This window comes from Sporomusa sp. (assembly GCF_035561255.1).
In the GTDB taxonomy this organism is placed as follows: domain Bacteria; phylum Bacillota; class Negativicutes; order Sporomusales; family Sporomusaceae; genus Sporomusa.
Genome location: NZ_DATMXX010000402.1, coordinates 17,289 through 39,862 on the forward strand (window position 1 = coordinate 17,289; position 22,574 = coordinate 39,862).

A 22,574-nucleotide genomic window follows, 5' to 3' on the forward strand; every position below is an offset into this window, starting at 1 on the left:
GTCAAAGCAAAAAATAAACCCACAGTCTGTTCGCTGTGGGTTTATTGCACTATTGAAATTATCCTGACTTACATTAATGGTGGCATCGTTAAAGCCGGATGTTTTTTCTCTTCCAGGAAAGGCATAATTTCTTCTTCGGTGATACCTACTGTCTCATCGGCGATTTTATCAACAAAATCAGCCCCCAGGCCGAGAGCGACAGCCCGCTCAGTCAGTTCATCTTTCAGGTACTCTTTCAGCTCTTTAGGCATCCAGACAATACGCCCCAGACCGCCATCAGCCGGGATAAACTTCGCACTGACAATATAGCGGCGTCCAATCCCCATAAATCCGGGTGTCTGCACACCACCGCCGCAGGTTCCGGCCAGTGTCGAGAAGGTCATGCCGCAGGGTGTATCACCGGAGTGCTCACGCGTAGTAATCATAACACCGTTGGTTAACGGCAGGATCGCCATAATAGCCTCAAAGCAACCGCAGGACGTCATTGGCTTATCCATTAGGGTATACAGGTTAACCTCTTCCAGTGTCCGGTTGGAGGCAGTGTGGAGGAAGTCATTGAGATTGTGCCACATGCCTTTTTCTTCATCAAGACACTCGCCTTTGGCAATCGGCTGGTTGGGACCGGTTGGGGTGATTTCATTGGAAGCCTTAGCATCAAGCCAGCTAACCGCCCCACACAAGCCAACCCGCTCAGGTGAAACAATACACACATGATTTGGTGCGAATGACTGGCATAAAGTACACGAATAGAAGGTTTCAACCGATTCGTCGGTCAGCCCTTTTAACCGGGCATCACGCGCCTGATATTTATCACGGGCAATTTTAATTTTTTCTTCAACTGCCTGTACATCAGTAATCAGGGTTACTTCTACCCGGTCAACGATCGCCGGATAGTCTGACTTAAATTTGGCAATTAACAGTTCGCCGAAATGACGGATTTTGAAGCCTGCCTCTTTGGCCCCCTTACTGATCCGGAGCCAGCACAAGTCACGTTGAGCAACATGCCACAGGCCTTCGCCATAGTTGATAAAATAATGGATGCGGCGTTCAAGGACACTTTCAAAATCGTCCTGCATCTTCCGGCCATAGATTTTAACGATAATGCCCAACGGAAAGACACTGCCTTCCGGCATTTCGTCAATTTCCGGACCAACAACCTCAATTTTGCCGTCTTCAACCTCGCCGGCATCGCACATCTGAACAAGCTCGAACCCTGGGGACCGGCCGCCGCCAAATTCAACCCAAGCCTCTTTCTTGCGGATCGTTTCGCCTTCAAAAGCCGGACCAACCGTGATTGGCACCGGAATATCAACAATTTTCAGTTTGATGCCGCGAAGCTCCAGGACCAGTTTGACAATCTTATCATAGTCTGGCTGGGCTTCCAAAAGTTCAGGAATTTGCAATTCTGGCGGCAAATCCTGATCGGTAACAATAGGGAAACCCATAAATAAAGCCCCTGCACCAATAGCGATAGTAACGGCGTCGAGTTCACCTAAGGCGATAACAAATGCGGGAACTCGCCGTTTTTGATAATCAAGCATTTGCTCGCGTGCACCCTTGGGAACACCACCGAAGGCCAAACCGGCGCGGGCGGCAAAGTTTACAGCATGAATAATCTGAGTAAACTTACCAAGCGGGAAGGTTAAATAATCAACTCCGACTTTGATGTTTTCTTCAATACACTGTTCAATGATGTCATTGACCAGCATGATCAGGATGCCTTTTGACTGCAGGTCCTTAATCAGCTTGGCTCCGGCTTTGGCGTCCTTAGCCTTACCGGTAACAACGGCAACACCAGGGATAGTGCCATCAACTAACGGTACACCAAATTTACGGAGGACGGGATCAGGCAAAAAGCCGGTGTACGGTGGTTCGTCAGGTTTAACACCGCCAATATAACGTAATGCCTCGATGATTTCACCGGCATATAATGTTGCTTCACCGGAAAGCAGGGCATTGCCTAACTCAGGTTCAGGGCGCAGATTGTTTTCCTTGATGCGTTGTAAAATAGGAACGATCTCACCGAGGGTTGTTACGTCCTCACCGCTTAAAGCAGTAATCATCGGCAGCTTGTATGCCGTGTCAGGATACTTGACTGGTGCTTCAGCACCATGTTTCTCGATGGCTTCATTAAGGAGTTTTTCTGCAAGACCTACAGCAGTTGAAGCGCCCTGGAAAGCCAATTCACAGATTTGTTTAGACATTTGCAAACCTCCTTCAGGAGTACGTTATTCTTTTCATAAACCTTATTATTCTACCAGTTTCATCATAATCCTGCAAAAATTAGGAAAATTCATACCCTCTGTACTATCTACTAGTATGTGCTTTTTTGCATCACCCATGCTTGTGTGATGCAACTGCCAATGCACGCATTGGGCAGGCGTCAACACAGGCAGGTTGTTCCCTCCGGGCTAAAAGATCATCACAGAAATTACATTTCTTTACTTTCCCCGGCGTGGGATCATACTGCGGGGCCCCATACGGACAGGCGGTTATACAGTGGCGGCAGCCGGTGCATTTTTCCTGTTCAATAAACACAATACCATCTTCCGGCCGCTTTGTTATTGCTTTAGCAGGGCACGCCTGGGCACATAATGGCTGCTGACAGTGTTTACAGGTGGTTGACAGCCAATAGGCATACACGTTATTGCTCAGGCCCCGGCCGCTTGGGGTATAGCCCCCGCCCGCAGATTCCAGTACTTTCCGAAACAATATCCCTGCCGGGAGCTGATTTTTTTCTTTGCAGGCAACCTGGCAGGTAGCGCAGCCGATACACCTGTCCTGACGAAACTGAAAACTGATTTGGCCGCTCATCGGTTTCCCTCCCTCATAGTTTCGCAACCTCAACCAGATTGGTATGCTGGGGATTGCCAAAGGCCAGGGGTGTTGGCTGATATTTGGTCAGTGTATTGATTGAACCACGCTGATCTATGCCCCGGGGGTCAGGTGTCCACCATGCTCCCTGTGGTATTGTTACCACACCAGGCATAATCCGTGGTGTCACCTTGACGGTAATACTCAGCTCGCCCCGGTCATTAAATACCCTGGCCTTATCGCCACTTTCCAGTTGACGTAATTTGGCATCAACCGGGTTAAGCCACATTGTATGCGACTCAACTTCCTCTAATACAGCAATATTCTCAAAGGTTGAATGAACCCGGCGCTTAGAATGATAGCCTATGCATTGCAGCGGGTAACGCTCTAACAGCAAATCCTCCGGACCTTCCCAGGCAGGCAGATACTTGGGAATCGCAGGTACTTCCGGGGTTTTCAGGTTCCACAGCTGAGTAGAAAAAATCTCAATCTTCCCTGAAGGGGTAGCAAAAGGGGTTACTGCCACATCCCGGATTTGCTGTTCATAGGCGATAATTGGCTTTTTAGGGATTTTCTTATAAATACCCTTATTACGGAATTCCTCAAAAGCCGGAAACTGATCATCATGCTGCCGCGCCACTGCTACAAACTCGCGCAGCCAGTCTTGTTCTGCTTTCCCTTCAGTATAGGCACTGCCAAATCCTAACCGGCTGGCAAGACTGCTGCAGATATCATAAATACTGCGGCATTCAAACATCGGCTCCCTGACTTTTTGGTGATAAATAGCATAAGCGATACCTGATGAGAAAGTAACAATATCCTCCCGTTCAAAATGGCTGACATCAGGCAGCACAATATCGGCGAATTTAGCACTGGGGGTCATAAACAGGTCATGCACTACAATAAATTCGCATTTATTCTCGTCGCCCAGTATTTTGGCTGTGGCATTAATGTCAGAATGCTGGTTAATTAAGGTGTTAGAGGCGTAATTCCAGATCATCTTAATATCTGCCGGTAACCGGTCTACACCTTGGACCCCCTGGGCGGCAGTCATATTTCGGCCGTTGACAATAGCCTCAGTCCAGGTAAAACAGGCTATTTGGGCTGTTACCGGGTTGAGGCCGGCAGGCATCCAGCCCATTGGCAGCGTATGCCCACCCGGACGCAGCCCGGGGCCGCCGCCTTGGATACCGATATTGCCGGTCATCGCTGCCAGAACAGGCAACGCCCGTACCGGCTGTTCGCCGTATGCATGCCGCTGCCAGCCAAGCCCCTGAATCAGGGCGCATGGTTTGGTCAGGGCAATTTCACGGGCTAAGCGGACAATCGTCGCCTGAGGTACTCCGGTAATGGCTTCCGCCCATAGCGGTGTTTTGGCCGTTTTATCCTCACTCAGCCCGATAATATAACTTTTGAAGGAATTACCGGCCGGAATGCCTGCCGGCATATGCGCTTCGTCAAACCCCAGACAATATTTATCTAAAAAGGCCTGATCCACCAGATTCTCATTAATGAGTACATAGGCAATAGCGGCAATCAGCGCATTATCGGTCGTAGGCTTTACCGGAATCCACTCGTCAGCCAGTCCTGCTGCCGTATCGCTGTGGCGTGGATCAACAACAATGATCCTGGCTCCCCGCTCTTTAGCAAGGCTTAAATAATAAGGGGTATTAGCTCCCCCCATCCTGGTTTCGGCTGGATTGTCGGCAAAAAGCACGATAAGCTTAGCATTAGGCAAATCATCAGGCGATTGACCTTCCACAGTTCCATAGGTATATGGGGCAGCTACACTGTAACAGGCCGCACTATAGGAATTGTAATACCGGAGATACCCGCCGAACATATTTAAGAATCTTGGCAGTGCACCCCGGCCATCGCCGGTAACATAGGCATCGCTAATTTGACCGTAAACGCCGGTACCGTAGTTTAAATAGATGGCTGCATTGCCATAGGTTGTTTTAATCCGGCTCATTTCAGCCGCAATGACAGACAATGCCTCTTCCCAGCTAATCCTGGCAAATCTGCCTTCACCACGCGGCCCAACCCGTTTCAGGGGAACCTGCAGCCGGTCAGGATGATCTAACCAGTGTCGCTGAGCCAGCCCGCGCAGACAGACCTTCGTCTGAGGGCAATCAGGGTTTTCTTGCCCTTTCTCCCCAGGTGACAGCCTTACCAGCATACCATCCCTGACATGAGCATGAAGAAAACAGCGGCCACTGCAATTATGGATACAAGAAGTAGGAATTAATTTTTCTTCAACTGGTACTGCTTTCATAAGTTTCCCCACCTTTACATCAAGCCCACGTGTCTATGTTGCCATTTTACTGCCTTTGCTGGAAAGTGTCCATAAGCAGGGTGCTGAAGGTAGCATTATGTAAAAGAAAACGAAAAATGCCTGATCCAGATTCACGGACCAGGCATTTTTATTTTACTGATGATGCATATTATGCTGCATTGGCGCCGGAGCTGCGTTGGGATCCCAGCCCATGATCGAGGGATCAACCATGCCAAATACCATGGCAATATGGGCAACTACCAGGAATACGGTGAGCAGTATAAAGTGCAGCTTTAGCTTTTCGTCCTCGGTTTTCCCTCCGCCGATAACGCCTATTTCCAAAAGGGCTATCCCCATAAGCGGGATAACGCCGCTTAGATATGAGCCGACGGCCAGGATATCAGCCGCACCGCGCCAGGGCATTGTCGGCACGGCAGTAATCATCAGGTTAAGAAATATGCCAAGGAAGTAGAAACCAAGCACAATTCCAATATATTTGTTGATTGTGCGCAGTGCACCACCAGCTCTGCCTTTGTTGAACACTACAAAAAACTCAGTCGCTACCAGGGCTTCAGCCAAGGCCACCGGAATCACCATATAGATAATGAGATTCCAGGGCTGATTTACAGCCAGAAGTTCCATATAATGGGTCATATTCATTACGATTTTCCTCCTCACAGTTACTGTTACTGAATACCTTTGAGCTAATTGTAGCAGCAAATTGTGAAGATCCTGTGAACAAACCGTAAAAGGCCAATGAATTTTACTCTTCAATGATCTCACAAGCACCTGCCTGTGGACGATCAAGGATATGAGTACGCAGATATTGGCCGACTAATTCTACAGCAATCACCAACACAAATATAGCCAGCACCAAGGTAGCCACTTCCTGATACATAAATAGCTTCATACTAATCATCAGCTGAGTTCCGATCCCCCCTGCCCCGACAAAGCCGAGAACGGTTGCCGAGCGCATGTTACACTCCCAGCGAAACAGTGTATAGGATAAAAAGACCGGCAGCGTAACCGGAAAACGCACAAACGCCAATACCTGCAGCTCACTCGCACCGGTAACCCGCGTCATCTCTATTAACCGCTGGTCCACTGATTCAAATATTTCGGCATAAAGTTTTCCTAATATCCCCACACTGTGCGCAGTAAGAGCCAGTACACCCGGAAAAGGCCCCAGACCGACGGCCACCACAAAAAGCAAGGCCCACATCAGTTCAGGAATACCACGAAATAGCGCCAAAACTGCGCGGGACAGATAGTAGACCGCCCACCGGCAGCCCCATACCGGCCAGCCGAGAACCCGCCGGGAAAACTCCTCACCTCTTGGACGCATGGCAGCTATCGATATTGGCAGGGCCAGGACAATGGCCAAAGCGGTAGCAACAAGTGATATTTCTACTGTTTCTAGCAGCAGCTTCCCAATCGCTCCTAAAAATTTAGGTTCTGCCTCCGGTGGCCACAACCCGCCGGTAAAACGTGTCATTGCTTTCAGACTGGACGGCTCGAAAAAAGTCGAAGGCGAAAAGCGGGTATCAATGCCGCTTGCAACAACCGCTGCAAGGAGAACCAGGGTAATCAGATAGCTTTCCCATTGCAATTTTGTACTACGCATAAACCCCTTCTCCCTTCACGCCGGTTGCCTTTTCACCGCTAAGCCTGGCATAAACTGCAGATGCCAGAAAAAGCTGCGGCGGGCCATCGTAAGCAAGCTGTCCTTTTTCTAAGACTAGGAGCCGCGTACAGTACTGAACAGCATTGGTAATCTGGTGCAAATTCATAATCACCGTTTTGCCGTTATTTTTTACTTCAAGAAAAAGATTTAATATTAAGCTGGCTGTAGCGGGATCGACAGAGGCGATGGGTTCATCTGCTAATATGAGCTCAGCCTCACTATAAAGTGCCCGGGCAACGGCAACACGCTGTTGCTGTCCACCAGACAGTTCCTGGCACCGCTCATTAAATTTATCCTCAATCCCTAGCAGGCTGAGCAACCGGGCAATCTTTCCCGCCTCAGCCGGCGACAGCCATAGTAAGTTTTTCAGGGTCGAGAAGATTGAAGTGTCACCGATTTTTCCCAAATAGACATTTTGAGCGACGCTCAAAGTGGGTACAACATTAAAATTTTGGTAAACAGTGGTCATCTGGCGGCGCAACCGGGCCAGTTCCGGTCTTGTGACCGCTAACATATTCTGTCCCATGACCTGAAGCGAGCCGCCAGTGGGAAATATCGCCCCGCACAGCAAACGCATAAGTGTTGTTTTACCGGCACCGCTAAACCCAAGTACACCAATAAATTCGCCTTTACCGGCCTTAAAGGATAATGACTGTATACCCTGACCATTGGCATATAGTTTTTTCAGTTTATCTGCTGCAATTATCTCCACAATATACTCCCCCGCTAGGCAAAAGACAGGAGCGCTTGGCTCCTGTCTAGCGTATTACTATTTTTTAGGATTTACCAGACCGAGTCGTTTGGCTTCCTGTTCAGCCTCAGCGTAATTAGCGTCAGTTACCTGGGCAAAGGCTTTAGCCCGCATGAGATCTAGCAGCGTTGGGTCTTTTATTGTCAGGAATGCCTGCACGATCTTTTCTTCAAGCCCTTTATCCAGACTATCACGCACTACCCAGGGATATCCCTCGACAAGGTGTTTTTCAAGAACCTTTATTTTTGCACCATCGACAGTTCCTTTGACAATCAACTTTTGCATAATTCGGCCTTCAATGCCGCCAGCATCCACTGTTGCATTTTGTACAGCCTGAGCAGTCGCATCATGACCGCCAGTGTAAACCGCATTTTTCAAATCGTCAGGCACTTTAATCCCGGCCTTATCAAGCATAAAACGGGGATATAACGATCCTGAGGTCGAGCTGATATCACCAAAGGCAAACGTTTTGCCCTTAATGTCTTTGACAGCATCAACACTGCCATTCGCAGGGGCAATAATCAGGCTGTAATACTTTGTAGTCCCGGTCTCTGTATCCACTTCGGTTACAATAGGATGAATCTTGGCCCGCTGCTTGGCCTGAACATAGGTTAAGCCACCAAAATAGGCTACATCCAGCTTATCATTAGCCATAGCTTCCACTACACCAGCGTAATCACTGGCAACAAACAGTTCTACAGGCATATTCAGCGTCTTTTGCAGATACTCGCGAAATGGTTCGTACTGGGCTTTTATTTTATCAGGTGCCTGGTTGGGAACAAGACCGACCCGCAAAGGACCTTGCTGCGTCTTAGGCTGCCCAGCTGTCTGCGGCGCTTCAGTTTTCCCACAGCCTACTAATGCTAAGGTTAGCAGTACAAATAGTGTTAATAGCAACTTTCGTTTCATTAAATTTATCACTCCTATGTAACAAATATCCTTTATTACATTAGCATGTCTGAATAAGTTTGGTCAATGTTTTTTCTATTGCAGCAAGAGATACTTTCTATACGACAATATCAAAAGACGGCAAACACGGGCTTGCCCTCTAAACAAGCTCGTGTCTTGCCGCCTCTCTTAAGAATACTTAGTTAAATCTGGTAATCGGTACCTGATGCCCCTAAGACCGCAACAACCGGAATATTCCGGTATTTGGTGAATTCAAGCCACTTATTGGTAAAACTTGACGCCTGCTTGCTTTGCCAGTCGTTAATCGCTGCAAGCTCACCGATAAATCCGGCATAGCTTTTTGCTGTTACCCTTAGATAAGCCCCCTTAGAGTCAATAATAGGCACATCATTATAAGTAGATTCGTCTAGTTTTGTTAACCACACCACTTTGGCCTTTCTTACTTTAACAGCTACTTTAGTCTGAATATCAACAATATCAAAATCCGCGGGATACTCATAGGTTTTTCCGGTCACTGCAACCACATCCCCCACAGTAAAGGTATGCGGCCTGGCATCCAGTTTTTTCACAATGCCTTCGGAAAGCACATAGAAATAATCATCAAAGCAATTTACCACCATCTCCAGGCCGTTGCCAGTCAGCTTGCTCACAGCCTGCCACTCTTTCACAAGGCCTGAAACAATACCGCCGCCACTCACATCATAGCCGTCGACTATGACAAAGCGGCCTGTCAGCTGATTGTTCTTAAATTCGTCAAAGCAGAGCTGCTTTTTCGTCCTGACAATGAGTTCAGCTACATCATTGGTTTTGACCTGAGCGGCGTTTTCCAGGGTTTCCAGGGTAGTAGCATCAATTGCTTTTAGGATCGAGTGGATCTCGCATTCTACCTCTTGTGTTGCCAGCTTAAGCTTATACTCTTTGCCTTTTACAAGCTCCTTTTTTCCCATCCAGAAGATATTTGCTTTGAACGTATCAGAAACTAAGGGCGCCTGGCTGGGGTGGACAATAAATTCTCCCCGCTGATTAAAAAACTCATCTTCAACAGTTATGCCCACCGACATCCCGGCCGAGATTGTATCCGTTTTATCCCTGTCGGCCCAGTATTCAATGGTCTTAACCTTTGTCAGTTTGTTACTGGGCATGATTAGAATCTCGTCCCCCGTATGCAGGGTGCCTGCTTCAATCCGGCCGGCAATAATACGCCGATGATCAAATTTGTATACATCCTGAATGGGGAATCGCAGTGGTTTTGCTTCTAAGCCGCTGTCTTTTTCGAACAAATCAATGGCCTTAAGGATCGGCTCCCCTTTATACCAGGGCATTTTATCCGAATGTGTGGTCATATTTTCGCCAAAGAAAGCCGAAATGGGGATATACTTTAACGGAAACACGTGAAGATTATGCAGAAATTCGTTCATTTCCCGCTTGATCTCGTTGAATTTCGCCTCTGAATAATCGATCAAATCCATCTTATTAATGAGTACATAGGCTTTTTGGATACCCAGCAGGGATAGGATATAGCCATGTCGCTTAGACTGCTCCTGAATCCCCTCATTCGCATCAATAATCAGCAGCGCCGCCTCGGCGCTGGCCGCGCCGGAAATCATATTTTTCAGGAATTCCTTATGACCGGGAGCGTCGATGATTACATAATCTCTCTGTTCTGTACGAAATTGCAGTTGCGTTGTGTCAATGGTAATGCCCTGCTTTTGTTCTTCTTCAAAAGCATCCAGCAGATATGCATATTCAAAGGGTTTGCCCTTTTCTTTGGCAATGCGCTTGACCCGGTCAATTGCACCCTCCGGCAAAGATTTTGTGTCATATAGCAGCCTGCCAATCACTGTTGATTTGCCGTGATCGACATGACCAACAACAACGATATTAAGTACTTCTCTCTCAATATCCATTCAAAACGGCCCCCATCCTCCAATGTATTCTAGGTTATTACATATACCCGTCTTTGCGAAGTTTCTGCATAGCGTAGGAATCTTCCTGATCCTGTGCCCGCCCGGCCCGTTCGCCTTGCTTGGTATTTTTGAGTTCTTTAATAATGTCTTCTACAGTCGTTGCCGTAGAATCAATCTGTCCTGTACAGGGTGCACAGCCCAGGCTGCGGTATCTTTTCCCGTTTCTCGCAAAATACAGGTCAACAAGCGGGATCTTTTCCCGGCCGATATAAGCCCAGATATCAATCTCATTCCAGTGCAGGATGGGATGTACCCGGATATGATTGCCTTTGGGGAAATCGGTTTTAAACTGGTTCCACAGCTCAGGCGGCTGGTTGGTATAATCCCATTCTGAGTCTTTATTGCGTTCGCTAAATACCCGTTCCTTGGAGCGTGACCCCTCTTCATCCCGGCGTATCCCTAATATCAGCCCTTCGAACTCATACTTGGTAACCACCTGCTGCAAACCGTCGGTTTTTAAAGCCCTGCAGCATACCAGCCGGCCTTTTTCCGGCCCCATTCCTGCCTGCAGCGCCTCTTCGTTGGTATGGACAATCAGCTCAAGGTTGTACTCCTTTGCTACCCTGTCCCGAAACTGGATCATCTCAGGGATTTTATAGGTTGTATCAACATGAATAAACGGAAACGGACAGTGCCCAAAGAATGCCTTTTTGGCCAGCCATAATAATACAGTTGAGTCTTTGCCAATTGACCACAGCATACCCAGCTTGCCAAACTTCTTATAGGCTTCTCTCAATATAAAAATACTTTGTGCTTCCAAGCGATCCAAATGATCCATATATAAACGCCTCCCTAATATGCATTGGCCTGGTTCTTATCCACAGGTATAATCCGCTCCCGGCCATCAGGCTGAACAACAATCCAGTACAGCACAGAGCCGTCCTGCCGGGTGTAGAGCAAACTGCCCCGTCCCCCGATATCGGCCCCCAGATAATACTGAATTGCTCTATAGGTACATTCCTTTAAACAGGAGGTACAGCCCCAACAGTCCTGAGGAGCTGTAATTTCTGTTTTCCCTGAGCTGCCGGCACTGAGCAGGCTGCCAGGACAGACCTCCCGGCACTTGCCACAGCCGCTGCACTTCTGACTGTCAATCCTGATGCTCATAGATCTCATCCCTCTTTACCAAGTCTCTAAACACAATCCTGACTTCACCGTTTTCCAGCCTGGAGTTAACGTATTTCAGCCAGTCATTATCATTTTTGTCCGGATAATCGGTGTTTTCCTGAAATGAGTGCCAGCGGGTCTCTTGCCTGGCCTCAAGATGGCTGATGAGAACCTTGCAGACATACAGCCTGTCAATCACCTCACAGGTATGCAGCAGCTGACGCATGTCTCTGGCCCGCAGCTGCCTGCACAAAACCAGCAACTCTTCGATCCGCTGTCTGGCCACCTGAAGCTTCTGGTAATTATAGGCATACCCTGAGGAAATGCCGCCGGCGTAATCATCCATATTTTTTTGCATGGCCTCTTCGATGTCGGCCGCAGTGTACAGTGCTTCCCCTTGCAGCAAGTGCTGCAAAGCTGCTAACTGGCTGTGTATTTCAGTTTGCTCCGGCCAGTGATTCTGTTGATCCTTAATATAATCCAAGACCGAGAATGCAGCAATCTCCCCCTCGGCAAAACAGCCTGTCACAAATTTTTGCGGGCTGCCCCCGGCCACATCACCGGCAGCGTACAGTCCGTCAAGGGTTGTCGCCCGGTGGGTGTCTACCCAGTACCCGCTGGCGGTATGCCCCCCGACAATATAAGGCTCGGTACCTTCTATCTCCACGTTTTCCGCAGCAGGCCCCTGCCGTTCCAGCCAGCGCAGCGTCTGGGCCGGAGCCATATTCAGATAGGCTTTGTATAATTCGTCTTCCTGCTTTGCCGTAATCCCTACTGTCTTTAAGAAACAAGGCCCCTGGCCCTGTTTGTTTTCCATAACGGTAGAATATAGGCGGTTAGCGGTACTCATAACCCCATATTGTTTTTCATATTCCTCACCCCGGCTGTTTACCTGCTGCGCACCAACCCCCTGGGCAATGGTGCCTGTAGGGGCAATCGTATCCTTACAGCGCAAAGCGATAAACCGCATCTCAAATGTGGTCATTTCCGCGCCGGCCCTAATGCCCATCGCATAACCCGCCCCGGTATTAAAGGGGCTATACCACAGCTTATGCCTGGAGAAGCCGGGGTTATTGGGCCGGTAAAGCCCGGCGGCGCCCCCGGTGGCACAGATGACAGCCTTGGCGGAGATAATATAAAAAATGGGAGAGTCTACAGAAAAGCCATACGCACCGACCACTTTTCCAGCCTGCACAATATAATCGGTTATGTTAATCCGGTTAATTACAGACACGTCCTGGCAGTTCCCTACAGCCGCAGCCAGAATCGGCTTGATATTCTCACCGTTGATTTTTATGTTCCTGTTTCCTCTGGCAACATACTCGCCAGCGGCATCTTTCTGGATAACCAGCCCCAGGCTTTCCATTTTATGAGTAACCTGATTAAGCCGCGCTGCTGCCGTATAGACAAGATCCTCTCTAACTACACCGGCAGCATCATTTTTAACATAATTAAGATAGCTTGCCGGTGTTTGCCCTTTAACAATATAGGCATTAAGGGCATTCACCCCGGCTGCCAGACAGCCGCTGCGTTTAATGTTGGCCTTTTCTGCAATAATGACTTTGGCAGCAGAATTCTCCGCAATTGTTAGTGCGGCAAAACAGCCTGCTGTCCCGCCCCCGATAATGAGGATGTCTGTTTCGAGTCGCTTTTGCTCTAAAATCATTTCACTTCACACTACTTTCCACTTCCTGCCAGCTGACAAGGTACTAGTAAAAAGGTTAAGACAAACCCTCAATCCGTGCAGGAGTCTGCTTAACCATGGTTTAGATAACATAATCATCCGGAATAAATATTTTCAAGTCCTTAGGTTTAACGAATACCTGCTCCCCTGACTGTAGGTTAAGGGCACGAAACCGCTCTTTACCTAATTCAGCCTCCATCATCTCGCCGGTATCTTCTCTTTTTAATTCCAGATGGACACTCGGGCCAACTGCCCGGATAAAGAGAATTCGCGCCGGGATGAATTCATGACCTTTTTGCTCCCGCTCTACCTCAATATTGTAGGGGCGTACAAAACTTACAGCCTGGGTATCAAGGGTATTAGCATGTTCAGGGGCTTCTATTTCAATCGAACCGATACTGATGCGGCCTTTATGAATTCGTCCGCGGAAAAGGTTAACATTGCCTAAGAAGTCATACACAAACGGATTAACCGGGTTTTCATAGACCTCTTCCGGTGTACCCAGTTGCTCAATGCGCCCATTGTTCAGGATTACGATGCGGTCGGCCACATCTAGCGCTTCTTCCTGATCATGGGTGACAAAAACACTGGTAACATTCAGTTCATCGTGCAGTTGCCGCAGCCAGCGCCGCAGTTCTTTACGCACTTTGGCATCCAGAGCGCCAAACGGTTCATCTAAAAGCAATACCTTGGGTTCAACCGCAAGCGCCCTGGCGAGTGCTACCCGCTGTCGCTGCCCGCCGGACAACTGAGTTGGATACCGGCCTGACATCCCCTCCAGCTTTACCAGACTCAACAAGGTCTGCACCTTCTCGTTTATCTCACTTTTTGAAGGCCGCAGATGACTGGGGCGAACATTGAGGCCAAAAGCAACATTCTCAAAAACGGTCATGTGGCGGAATAAAGCATAATGTTGAAAGACAAAACCTACCTGTCTTTGCTGAACATTCCGCTCAGTTGTATCCTCACCATGAAAGAGAATAGAGCCTTGGTCAGCAACCTCTAAACCGGCAATAATCCGCAATAGCGTCGTCTTACCCGAGCCTGACGGCCCTAAAAGTGCTACAAGCTCTCCAGTCGGAATTGTCAGATTGACATCTTTTAATGCAATAAATGAACCAAACTGCTTATTTATATTGACAATCTCAATACTCATACCTTAACCCCCTCTACCTCTGGCTCCTGGCTTTGCTGCTGCACTTTCCACTCGGCAATATTTTTTACAACTAAGGTTATGATCGCCATCAGCGTCATCAGGGAGGCCACGGCAAAAGCCGCTACAAACTGATATTCGTTATACAAAATTTCTACATGCAGGGGCATAGTGTTGGTAAGACCGCGAATATGGCCTGATACGACCGATACCGCACCAAATTCTCCGACTGCCCTGGCACTGGTAAGAATAACACCGTAGATCAAGCCCCATTTAATATTGGGTAAGGTAACATGCCAAAAAGTTCTCCAGCCGCTCGCGCCAAGTGTCAAAGCCGCCTCTTCCTCAGCAGTCCCCTGAGCCTGCATAAGGGGAATAAGTTCACGGGCAATAAAAGGAAAAGTAACAAAAACCGTGGCCAAAACAATACCGGGCACAGCAAAAATGACCTTGATATCATTGGCAGACAGCCAGGGCCACAATACACCCGGTTTACCAAACAAAAATACAAAGATCAGGCCTGCGATAACCGGCGAGACGGCAAAAGGCAGGTCAATCAATGTAATCAGAAAGTTTCTGCCGCGAAATTCAAATTTGGCTATCCCCCAGGCTGCCGCCAGACCAAACAGCGTATTAAGCGGTACAGCAATCACCACTGTCAGCAGTGTAAGCTGTATGGCAGCCCAGGCATCAGGTGTAGTAATCGCTTTGACGTAAAGTGCAGCCCCTTGTTCAAACGCCTTGGCGAACACGGCAATCACCGGAATAATCAACATGATCCCCAGAAAGCCAAGAGCAATGGCGATGAGCAGCCAGCGAATCAGGGGTAGTTCTGTTATCGCACCAGCAGTCTGACGCCGGGGCGTGGCAGCGTGTCGCAGCGCTATATTGCCAGCCATACGTACCGCCTCCTCTCAAATCAATTATGTCGTTTGCTTTGCCACCACTGTAAAATATTAATAACAAACAGCATGATAAACGAAACGATCAACATCACGGTTGCAATAGCACTTGCGCCGGCATAGTCATACTGCTCAAGCTTTGTCATGATTAATAGCGGCGTAATCTCGGTTCTCATCGGCATATTGCCGGAGATAAACACAACCGAACCGTATTCACCCAAAGCCCGGGCAAAGGCTAAGGCAAATCCGGTCAATAGGGCCGGGAGTATCTCCGGGAAAATTACCTTGATAAAGGTTTGCAAGCGGCCAGCTCCCAGGCTGGCCGCCGCTTCCTCCACTTCTTTGTCCAACGTTTGCAGGACAGGCTGAATCATTCGCACCACAAACGGCAGCCCGATAAAGGTGAGGGCAATGACGACCCCGAGCGGTGAATAAGCACCCTTTATGCCAATCATAGCTAAATATTTACCAATCCAGCCGTTCGGGGCATACAGTGTTGTCAGGGTAATGCCGGCAACCGCAGTAGGGAGGGCAAACGGCAGGTCAACAAGACCGTCAATGATCCGTTTGCCTGGAAACGAATAGCGAACCAGCACCCAGGCCACCAGCAAACCAAATACTGCATTAATCGACGCAGCAATCAGCGAAGCGCCAAAGCTCAGTTTATAAGAAGCGATCAATCGCGGTGCTGTGATGATCTCCCAAAAATGAGTCCACCCGATCCCTGTTGCGTTAAGAATAATAGTCGATAGCGGAATCAATACTAAAAGCCCCAGATAAGTAATAGTAAACCCCATTGTCAGGCCAAAACCCGGCAATATGCTATGTTTAGTTATTATAAGGGATTTGAGACTCATGATTACTCCCCACTTCGTTACTGTTTGGCTTTCGGTGTATAAATCTGGTCAAAGAGACCACCGTCTTTAAAATGTTTATTGTGGGTTTGAGTCCAGCCACCCAGATCAGCTATGCTAAACAGGTTAAGTTTAGGAAACTGGCTGGCATACTTGGCGGCAACCGCTTCAGCACGTGGACGATAGTAGTTTTTAGCGGCAATTTCCTGCCCCTGGTCTGTATAGAGGTATTCAAGATATGCTTGAGCTATCTGGCGGGTTCCTCTTTTGTCAACAACTTTATCTACCACAGAAACCGGTGGTTCTGCCAGGATACTGAGGGAAGGCGCCACAATCTCAAATTTATCCTTACCTAATTCTTTTTCTGCCAATAACGCTTCATTTTCCCAGGCAAGCAGTACATCACCAATACCACGTTCAACAAAAGTGGTTGTCGAACCCCGGGCCCCGGTATCAAGCACCGGTACATTCTGATAAAGTTTGGTTATAAAATCTTTGGCTTGGTTTTCATCATTATTATACTTTTTCAAGGCATATCCCCAGGCTGCCAGGTGATTCCAACGCGCGCCACCCGAGGTTTTCGGATTAGGAGTAATGACTGATACCCCTGGTTTGATCAAATCATCCCAGTCTTTAATATTTTTAGGATTGCCTTTGCGTACCAGGAAGACAATGGTCGAGGTATACGGGGTCGAATTCTGGGACAAACGCTTTTGCCAGTCAGGTGCAATCAGGCCTGCATTCTGCAGTTCATCAATATCTTGCGCTAACGCCAGTGTTACAACATCGGCTTCAATCCCTTCCCGCACGGTACGGGCCTGGGCGCCTGAACCACCGTGGGACTGCTGAATGGTAACCGTCTGACCGGTTTTATTCTTCCAGTATGCAGCAAATGCTTCATTGAATTCTTTATACAGCTCGCGAGTCGGGTCATACGAAACATTAAGTAATTTGACAGGCTCAGGAGCTGTTTTATCGGCACTTGCCGTCTCCTGTTTGCCGCAACCGGCAAGACTTGTAACCAGAAGTGACATAACGATAATTAGGACATAACTCTTGATAGACCTTGACGCTGAAACAAAATTAAACATGTTCTCTCCTCCTATGCTCTTCTTAAATAGAAAAAAATCCCCCTACTGCCATTGCAGCAAAATTTGTGCCTCTCCTATCAAATGAGCTAACTACCGCAGCAGAGGGGGGGGATTCCTCTGCTGCGGTAATTATGCTTTCGTTTGCAATCCGGTGCGCACTCGGGCTACAAACACGAAAAAAGCAATTCCTTACAGGACCTGAAAATAAAAAACGGCTAACTACTTGTAGTAGTTAGCCTCCAGTTTTCTGGTGAGCTGTTAGTAATAAAAAAGGCCAAGTTTAACCCTTTAGGATAAACTTAGCCTTCAGTTATCTGATCAGCTTTTACATTTTAATTATTTATAAGTAAGTTTATCATCCCACTAGGCGTCTGTCAAGCAAATTAACGACCTGTATCGGTGCCAAAAATTTTAGGAAATACCAGTGCCTGGACAAAATAGTTCTGGAATTCGGGGTGATGGACGCCGCCCGGCATTATGGCAAATGGCCAATTAATCCCGACAATCTAGTATAAACTTAGCCTTTTTAGTTGCCGCCGGTATTTGAAAAATTACTGACCATGTCGTGGAAATAGCGGCAGTTCTCTATTAAATCAGGGCCATGTTTAAATAACCCGCCGCCAACCAGGAAAATAACCTCATTACCGTATACAGACATCAATTCCCCGATACGGTCAAGACTCATGCCACCGCCCGGGCTGGGAAAGATCGGCTTGATCTGCCCCATATTCACACAGGTTCCACTCACAATGTCCTGGCACTCTTCCCGGCTAAACGAGAATCTGCCGCCGAAGTTTGGATAAATAACAACATCGGCCCCAGCCAGACGGGTAATCTGTCCAAATAACGCAAAGTGAGATATGCCGTTATTGGGAGATGTCACATAACTGCCCTGAAAGGCCGGATGACTAATAACCGGCAGTCCAAATTCCGCATCATCGGCTAAAAACTTCATTACATCCAAACCGGTAATAGCCGGTGACATCATCACACCTTTAGCGCCCAGTGCTTTTGCTAGTTTCGCGCGTGCTACAACCTCATTGGCCGGTGCGGTAATATTGGGAACATAAATAGTCTGGCGGCCGGTCCGGGCATTGGCTTTTTCTACTGCTTCCACACAGGCAGTTACCCTTTCCCGAAAGGGCGCAAAGACCTGATTTGTCAGTCCGTGATCATCTTTAATAATATCGATGCCACCCATCGCACACTTATAGGCCATGTCGGCCAACTGAGCAGGGCTAAGTCCCATTGGCTTCAGGGCTGTAAACAGAAGCGGCCTGCCGCTTACACCTAAAAGTTTCCGCAGACCCTCCCGCCCAAAGCGTGGACCACCATATTGGCTCAGCAACGCTTGCGGCAGTTCCAGCCGTTCTACCCGTATTCCTGGTTTAATACTGATATTGCCAAATACAACATTGAGCAGCTGCGTAAATTCATTCGCTGTCGTCTCAACCGCATAGCTGATAACAGCCTGATAGACTCCAGCACTTATTGGTGCTAACGCCTCGATGCGCCCGACAATATCATCCCTGATCATTCCGGCAGGCACCAGCTCCTCCGGAAACTCAACCGTCTGTTCCAGGCATATATCCCAGGCCTTTTGCCGTGCCTCTTGCTCGTCAGCGCTTATTAGCCGGTAGATTACGGAAAAACGCTCTCCTGATATCATTATAAAGCCTCCGGCTTGGCGTCACTGTGCACAGGAGCAATATAAACCTGCGCCAGCTCATCCTCTGATATGGAAAAATTCTGTCCTGTCAGTTTCTGTACTTCGTCAATCAGCGCCATCGCATCAAGTCGATATTTGCGCATTAGATAGGGCCGGCTGGCACCATGAACAAAAGTATCCTGCAGGCCAATCCGGACCAGCTTCTTGCCAATGCCGGCCTCAGCCATCTGCTCGGCGACAATGGTCCCCAGACCGCCAATGATGGAATGGTTTTCCATAGTAATTACACCATACCGCGACTGTGCAATCGCGGTCATCACCGCAGCATCACTAAAAGGTTTTAATGTGGTGACATGCATATGCTGTACCGACAAGCCGCGTTTTTCTAACACCTGTATGGCACGCATGGCCTCTTCAGTACAAATCCCTGTTGATAACACGGTAAGATCACTGCCCCGGCTGATCAGCCGCGCTTTATTAAATCGGATCGTGTCTGTAGGCGCAAACAAGCGGGGGATCTCACCTCTGAGCATCCGGATATATACAGGGCCGTCAACCTTATGAGCCACATCCAGCACGCTTTCAACATCAGTGGCGTCACCACATTCAAAGATGGTCATATTAGGCAGCGCCCGCATTACAGCAATATCTTCAATTGCCTGATGGGTTGCCCCGCCCGGGGTAGTCACTCCTGGCAGAAAACCAATCATCCGTACCGGTAGATTCGGATAGGCTATGGAAACCGCGATCTGATCATATGCCCGGCGGTAGATAAAGACAGCAAAGGTATGGATAAACGGATGCAGGCCCTCCCTGGCCATGCCGCCGGCGAAACTGAGCATATTCTGCTCGGCAATGCCCATAGACAGGAAGCGTTCCGGGTAGGTATCACGAAAAAGGTCGGCCTCGGTTGAGCTGGTAAGATCGGCCGACAGAACATAAACCGTTGGTTTATCTTTAGCCCACATAACAAAGTTACGGGCATGCACTTTTGACAAAATCTCCACAGTTATCGCCTCCTCTACAGCATCGTTTGCAAAATGCCGGCATACTCTGCCCGCTCATCACTGCTGGCAAAGCGGACATAATGAAGCTTCGGATACCGTTTCTTCAGAATGTCAATGCCCTGCCAGGGCTTTGTGTCTGCTAATACAATAACCGGTTTTCCTTCACAACCGGACTCAAGCACTGGCCTGACAAGCGCGTCCAAATTATGACCATCCACCTGATACACCCTGGCACCGAAAGCCGTAAGCCGGTCGGCAAAAGGTTCAATCGCCATAACATCACACATCGCCCCGTCACACTGCTGGCCATTGACATCCACATAAATACCGATATTATCAAGTTTATGATGAGTAATGGCCTGCAAAGCTTCCCAGTTTTGACCTGACTGCCACTCGCCGTCAGACATAAATACCCAGACCTTGCCTGATTCACCCTTTAGCCTGCGAGCCATAGCAATCCCGGCTGCCTGGCTTAGGCCTTGTCCAAGGGAACCGGTCATGACTTCCATCCCCGGGGAGTGCTCAGCACCAATCATCTCTACGGTAAAACCGTCTACATTAAATTGTTCCAACCCTGCCGGGTCCATTCTGCCGACCTCAATCAGCAGTGCATACAAAACCAGTGCATACTGGGAGGGTGATAAAATGAACCGGTCATATTCCGGCCCCCTGGGACCATTAAATAACGAACCTGTAAAAGCATCATGGTTATTAGGTCCGGGTACGCCGGCGAAAAGTGCCGGCACAAAAGCTTTCTCCGTCTTGCCCAGCTGCATAATCCGCAGGTACATAGTAGCCAGTATCTCAGCCGCCGAACAGGCCTGACTCAAGTAGCCGCCATTATTGCGGACAGTATGCTCCATGACCCGGCGCCGAATGCCCTGAGCCACCTGCCAGACTTGTGCTTGCCAGTTATCGTTTATGCCAGTCATCAGCTTCACTCCTTGTTTACCTGATATACCCATCAGTCCTATCTTTCTTCATTGTATCTGTGATTATAGCAGGCAGTCAATATCACAACCAACTTGACTCCTTCAATTTAAAAGGCTACAGCAAAGCTCCGCAAAGAACTATGCTGCAGCCTTCAGATTTTTTCTGATCAGCGGTTGAAAACAGCGTGGCCATCCGCTTGGAAACACTGTCATATTTATTTTATGCGGCATCGTATACTGTAATAAAAAAGCGGAGGTCCAAATGCGCTATACTAAACTGGCACGTAATGTCCATCTTTGGGTTGGCGTCGTCTTATCTGTCTTTATTCTAATTGAAGCATGTACAGGGTTAATACAAGCAGAGCCATGGATCATTGGAGCCGATGAATCGCAGCTTCATGATAACCTGACTAGCTTTGCCCACTTTACAAACTCTGTTCACGAGGGAAAAATCGGGACAATTAATCTGAAATGGGTTATAGATATCACGGCAATCGGGCTTATCATTCTTACGCTTACCGGAATTTACTTATCAGTACCCTTCTTGCGTTCGCGAAAAAAGCATTAAAAGCCGGAGCCTCTGTACTATTTGGCACGTTTATCACACCAGTCATAATATTTAACTACACAAGCCAATACAATTGTAGCTATTATTCGTTCAACAATTACCACTGTAACGAGTACACCAAATGCAAGCCATGCATTTCCAAACATAGAATAGACCTCCTAACTTAATGTTAGGATAAATTATGCCCATTCTTTATATCTTTAGTATACTCTACTACCCCATTCCTCACAAATATAAAAAAGCCGCCTACCCACAGGCAGACAGCTAAGTTATTTATCCATTTTTCCCCAGCATCTTGAAAGTAAACCATTTGTAAAATACTTCGCCGCACCTGCTGCAAAGGCACTTATTCCAGCCGGCGACTGCCGCACTACCGGTGGAATGGGCATTGCCACCACACTCATGCTTAAACATCATAATAAACCTCCATACGACTACCTACTTCAATATATTCAATGCAGAGGCAAAGCTTTCCTTTATTTTCATTAAAACATAAAAAACCATCTGTGTAATACATATGAATCATTTATCACCGATAATGCGGGTTATAACAGCTATTCTTGCTTAATAAAGAACCCTGCTGTACATGATAAACTGCTTCCGCATTAATGACCGGGCATTCCTAAAGGGATTATCCGGTTCTTTTATGAGCAAGCTTTACCTTTTACATCATTGATATTCCTTTACCTTGTACCCCATCCTGCAGATTATAACAGATGATCGTGAAGAATCTTTAATGCTAAGCGGAAAAAAGCCGCCCCGCTAGGAGCGACCCGCTTCTTAATCACTACATTCCATTATAACAATAACCTTAATCTGCCATTGTCCATTCACATATTCAACATATTCTGCCTTGGCAAAATGCTGTATGGCCTGATATAATGCTTCTTTAGCAGCAGCTAGTTGCAAGCCCTTTTCCGGAGATGTGCAAGGATCATCAATCTGCTTGACAATAACATTATAGTCGTTAATCGTACTCAGCAAAGCCTTTTTAAGTCTTCGTTCCATGGTGACCTTCCGCCCTCCCATTCCCCGGCTATTTGCTGGGGCTCTTTTTTTGAATTACATTTCACTCACATTCTCTATATTGGGGAGTTCGCCAATGTTATATATATTCCTTCAAAAATGTCCTCCAAAACTAAAACCATATTTTTCTGCACTTTAGCATCGTTTTTTCGTGCAGAATAGATGCAAGGAAAAAAAATAC

At 47.9% G+C, this 22,574-nt stretch carries 22 protein-coding genes; 1 reads left to right on the top strand and 21 read right to left on the bottom strand.

Going from position 1 to position 22,574, the window contains the following annotated elements:
- Positions 1-68 precede the first annotated feature (68 nt).
- The 18 genes from acsB to VN379_RS22975 all read right to left on the bottom strand — a co-directional run bounded on the left by acsB (position 69) and on the right by VN379_RS22975 (position 20,799).
- Positions 69-2,204 carry an acetyl-CoA decarbonylase/synthase complex subunit alpha/beta gene (acsB, locus tag VN379_RS22890; protein WP_325538201.1) on the bottom strand — a complete coding sequence of 712 codons (2,136 nt, stop codon included), beginning with the start codon at positions 2,202-2,204 and terminating at the stop codon, positions 69-71.
- Between the two features lie 130 nt (positions 2,205-2,334).
- Positions 2,335-2,814: a 4Fe-4S dicluster domain-containing protein gene (locus VN379_RS22895; RefSeq protein ID WP_325538203.1), complete on the bottom strand. Its 480-nt coding sequence runs from the start codon at positions 2,812-2,814 to the stop codon at positions 2,335-2,337.
- Between the two features lie 13 nt (positions 2,815-2,827).
- The gene (locus VN379_RS22900; RefSeq protein WP_325538205.1) at positions 2,828-5,089 is read right to left on the bottom strand and encodes a DMSO/selenate family reductase complex A subunit; all 2,262 of its coding nucleotides are present in this window, start codon (positions 5,087-5,089) and stop codon (positions 2,828-2,830) included.
- Positions 5,090-5,242: 153 nt separating this feature from the next.
- Entirely contained in the window at positions 5,243-5,749 is a 507-nt protein-coding gene (locus tag VN379_RS22905) for a DUF6803 family protein (RefSeq protein WP_325538206.1), read from the bottom strand.
- Between the two features lie 103 nt (positions 5,750-5,852).
- Positions 5,853-6,713: a phosphonate ABC transporter, permease protein PhnE gene (phnE, locus tag VN379_RS22910; protein ID WP_325538210.1), complete on the bottom strand. Its 861-nt coding sequence runs from the start codon at positions 6,711-6,713 to the stop codon at positions 5,853-5,855.
- On the bottom strand, positions 6,706-7,485 hold the full coding sequence (locus tag VN379_RS22915; protein ID WP_325538212.1) for a phosphonate ABC transporter ATP-binding protein: 780 nt from the start codon (positions 7,483-7,485) through the stop codon (positions 6,706-6,708). Before VN379_RS22915 ends, phnE begins: the two co-directional genes overlap by 8 nt.
- A gap of 57 nt (positions 7,486-7,542) precedes the next feature.
- On the bottom strand, positions 7,543-8,433 hold the full coding sequence (gene phnD / locus VN379_RS22920; RefSeq protein WP_325538214.1) for a phosphate/phosphite/phosphonate ABC transporter substrate-binding protein: 891 nt from the start codon (positions 8,431-8,433) through the stop codon (positions 7,543-7,545).
- Positions 8,434-8,615: 182 nt separating this feature from the next.
- Positions 8,616-10,340: a GTP-binding protein gene (locus tag VN379_RS22925; protein ID WP_325538216.1), complete on the bottom strand. Its 1,725-nt coding sequence runs from the start codon at positions 10,338-10,340 to the stop codon at positions 8,616-8,618.
- A 37-nt stretch (positions 10,341-10,377) separates the two neighbouring features.
- Positions 10,378-11,178, bottom strand: coding sequence for a sulfate adenylyltransferase subunit CysD (gene cysD / locus VN379_RS22930; protein ID WP_325538218.1), 801 nt, complete (start codon positions 11,176-11,178; stop codon positions 10,378-10,380).
- Between the two features lie 14 nt (positions 11,179-11,192).
- Positions 11,193-11,507 (bottom strand): ferredoxin family protein, encoded by a 315-nt coding sequence (locus VN379_RS22935; RefSeq protein ID WP_325538220.1) that lies wholly within the window; start codon positions 11,505-11,507, stop codon positions 11,193-11,195.
- Positions 11,491-13,173: an adenylyl-sulfate reductase subunit alpha gene (locus VN379_RS22940; protein WP_325538222.1), complete on the bottom strand. Its 1,683-nt coding sequence runs from the start codon at positions 13,171-13,173 to the stop codon at positions 11,491-11,493. The genes VN379_RS22935 and VN379_RS22940 overlap by 17 nt, the downstream gene beginning before the upstream one ends.
- 100 nt (positions 13,174-13,273) lie before the next feature.
- Positions 13,274-14,347, bottom strand: a complete 1,074-nt coding sequence (locus tag VN379_RS22945) for a sulfate/molybdate ABC transporter ATP-binding protein (protein WP_325538224.1) — start codon at positions 14,345-14,347, stop codon at positions 13,274-13,276.
- Positions 14,344-15,243 (bottom strand): sulfate ABC transporter permease subunit CysW, encoded by a 900-nt coding sequence (gene cysW / locus VN379_RS22950; RefSeq protein WP_325538226.1) that lies wholly within the window; start codon positions 15,241-15,243, stop codon positions 14,344-14,346. Before cysW ends, VN379_RS22945 begins: the two co-directional genes overlap by 4 nt.
- Positions 15,244-15,263: 20 nt before the next feature.
- Entirely contained in the window at positions 15,264-16,103 is an 840-nt protein-coding gene (gene cysT / locus VN379_RS22955) for a sulfate ABC transporter permease subunit CysT (RefSeq protein ID WP_325538228.1), read from the bottom strand.
- Positions 16,104-16,120: 17 nt separating this feature from the next.
- Positions 16,121-17,191 carry a sulfate ABC transporter substrate-binding protein gene (locus tag VN379_RS22960; RefSeq protein WP_325538230.1) on the bottom strand — a complete coding sequence of 357 codons (1,071 nt, stop codon included), beginning with the start codon at positions 17,189-17,191 and terminating at the stop codon, positions 16,121-16,123.
- A gap of 526 nt (positions 17,192-17,717) precedes the next feature.
- Positions 17,718-18,860, bottom strand: a complete 1,143-nt coding sequence (locus tag VN379_RS22965) for a RuBisCO large subunit C-terminal-like domain-containing protein (protein WP_325538232.1) — start codon at positions 18,858-18,860, stop codon at positions 17,718-17,720.
- On the bottom strand, positions 18,860-19,867 hold the full coding sequence (locus tag VN379_RS22970; RefSeq protein ID WP_325538234.1) for a transketolase family protein: 1,008 nt from the start codon (positions 19,865-19,867) through the stop codon (positions 18,860-18,862). Before VN379_RS22970 ends, VN379_RS22965 begins: the two co-directional genes overlap by 1 nt.
- 14 nt (positions 19,868-19,881) lie before the next feature.
- On the bottom strand, positions 19,882-20,799 hold the full coding sequence (locus tag VN379_RS22975) for a transketolase (protein ID WP_325538236.1): 918 nt from the start codon (positions 20,797-20,799) through the stop codon (positions 19,882-19,884).
- 262 nt (positions 20,800-21,061) lie between these two features.
- On the opposite strand from VN379_RS22975, the gene VN379_RS22980 reads away from it, so the two are divergent.
- Positions 21,062-21,367 (top strand): hypothetical protein, encoded by a 306-nt coding sequence (locus tag VN379_RS22980; protein ID WP_325538238.1) that lies wholly within the window; start codon positions 21,062-21,064, stop codon positions 21,365-21,367.
- Positions 21,368-21,384: 17 nt separating this feature from the next.
- On the opposite strand, the gene VN379_RS22985 is transcribed toward VN379_RS22980, so the two are convergent.
- From VN379_RS22985 to VN379_RS22995, 3 genes are all read right to left on the bottom strand, one after another.
- Complete coding sequence (locus tag VN379_RS22985) at positions 21,385-21,513, bottom strand: hypothetical protein (protein ID WP_325538240.1); 129 nt, start codon at positions 21,511-21,513, stop codon at positions 21,385-21,387.
- A gap of 127 nt (positions 21,514-21,640) precedes the next feature.
- Positions 21,641-21,784 (bottom strand): hypothetical protein, encoded by a 144-nt coding sequence (locus VN379_RS22990; protein WP_325538242.1) that lies wholly within the window; start codon positions 21,782-21,784, stop codon positions 21,641-21,643.
- A 363-nt stretch (positions 21,785-22,147) separates the two neighbouring features.
- Positions 22,148-22,375, bottom strand: a complete 228-nt coding sequence (locus tag VN379_RS22995) for a hypothetical protein (RefSeq protein WP_325538244.1) — start codon at positions 22,373-22,375, stop codon at positions 22,148-22,150.
- Positions 22,376-22,574: the final 199 nt, after the last annotated feature.

Bases quoted from the DNA above. Each gene is read 5' to 3' on its own strand.
- acsB (WP_325538201.1), bottom strand. From the start codon at position 2,204: ATGTCTAAACAAATCTGTGAATTGGCTTTCCAGGGCGCTTCAACTGCT.
- VN379_RS22895 (WP_325538203.1), bottom strand. From the start codon at position 2,814: ATGAGCGGCCAAATCAGTTTTCAGTTTCGTCAGGACAGGTGTATCGGC.
- VN379_RS22900 (WP_325538205.1), bottom strand. From the start codon at position 5,089: ATGAAAGCAGTACCAGTTGAAGAAAAATTAATTCCTACTTCTTGTATC.
- VN379_RS22905 (WP_325538206.1), bottom strand. From the start codon at position 5,749: ATGAATATGACCCATTATATGGAACTTCTGGCTGTAAATCAGCCCTGG.
- phnE (WP_325538210.1), bottom strand. From the start codon at position 6,713: ATGCGTAGTACAAAATTGCAATGGGAAAGCTATCTGATTACCCTGGTT.
- phnD (WP_325538214.1), bottom strand. From the start codon at position 8,433: ATGAAACGAAAGTTGCTATTAACACTATTTGTACTGCTAACCTTAGCA.
- VN379_RS22925 (WP_325538216.1), bottom strand. From the start codon at position 10,340: ATGGATATTGAGAGAGAAGTACTTAATATCGTTGTTGTTGGTCATGTC.
- cysD (WP_325538218.1), bottom strand. From the start codon at position 11,178: ATGGATCATTTGGATCGCTTGGAAGCACAAAGTATTTTTATATTGAGA.
- VN379_RS22935 (WP_325538220.1), bottom strand. From the start codon at position 11,507: ATGAGCATCAGGATTGACAGTCAGAAGTGCAGCGGCTGTGGCAAGTGC.
- VN379_RS22940 (WP_325538222.1), bottom strand. From the start codon at position 13,173: ATGATTTTAGAGCAAAAGCGACTCGAAACAGACATCCTCATTATCGGG.
- VN379_RS22945 (WP_325538224.1), bottom strand. From the start codon at position 14,347: ATGAGTATTGAGATTGTCAATATAAATAAGCAGTTTGGTTCATTTATT.
- cysW (WP_325538226.1), bottom strand. From the start codon at position 15,243: ATGGCTGGCAATATAGCGCTGCGACACGCTGCCACGCCCCGGCGTCAG.
- cysT (WP_325538228.1), bottom strand. From the start codon at position 16,103: ATGAGTCTCAAATCCCTTATAATAACTAAACATAGCATATTGCCGGGT.
- VN379_RS22960 (WP_325538230.1), bottom strand. From the start codon at position 17,191: ATGTTTAATTTTGTTTCAGCGTCAAGGTCTATCAAGAGTTATGTCCTA.
- VN379_RS22965 (WP_325538232.1), bottom strand. From the start codon at position 18,860: ATGATATCAGGAGAGCGTTTTTCCGTAATCTACCGGCTAATAAGCGCT.
- VN379_RS22975 (WP_325538236.1), bottom strand. From the start codon at position 20,799: ATGACTGGCATAAACGATAACTGGCAAGCACAAGTCTGGCAGGTGGCT.
- VN379_RS22980 (WP_325538238.1), top strand. From the start codon at position 21,062: ATGCGCTATACTAAACTGGCACGTAATGTCCATCTTTGGGTTGGCGTC.
- VN379_RS22985 (WP_325538240.1), bottom strand. From the start codon at position 21,513: ATGTTTGGAAATGCATGGCTTGCATTTGGTGTACTCGTTACAGTGGTA.
- VN379_RS22990 (WP_325538242.1), bottom strand. From the start codon at position 21,784: ATGATGTTTAAGCATGAGTGTGGTGGCAATGCCCATTCCACCGGTAGT.
- VN379_RS22995 (WP_325538244.1), bottom strand. From the start codon at position 22,375: ATGGAACGAAGACTTAAAAAGGCTTTGCTGAGTACGATTAACGACTAT.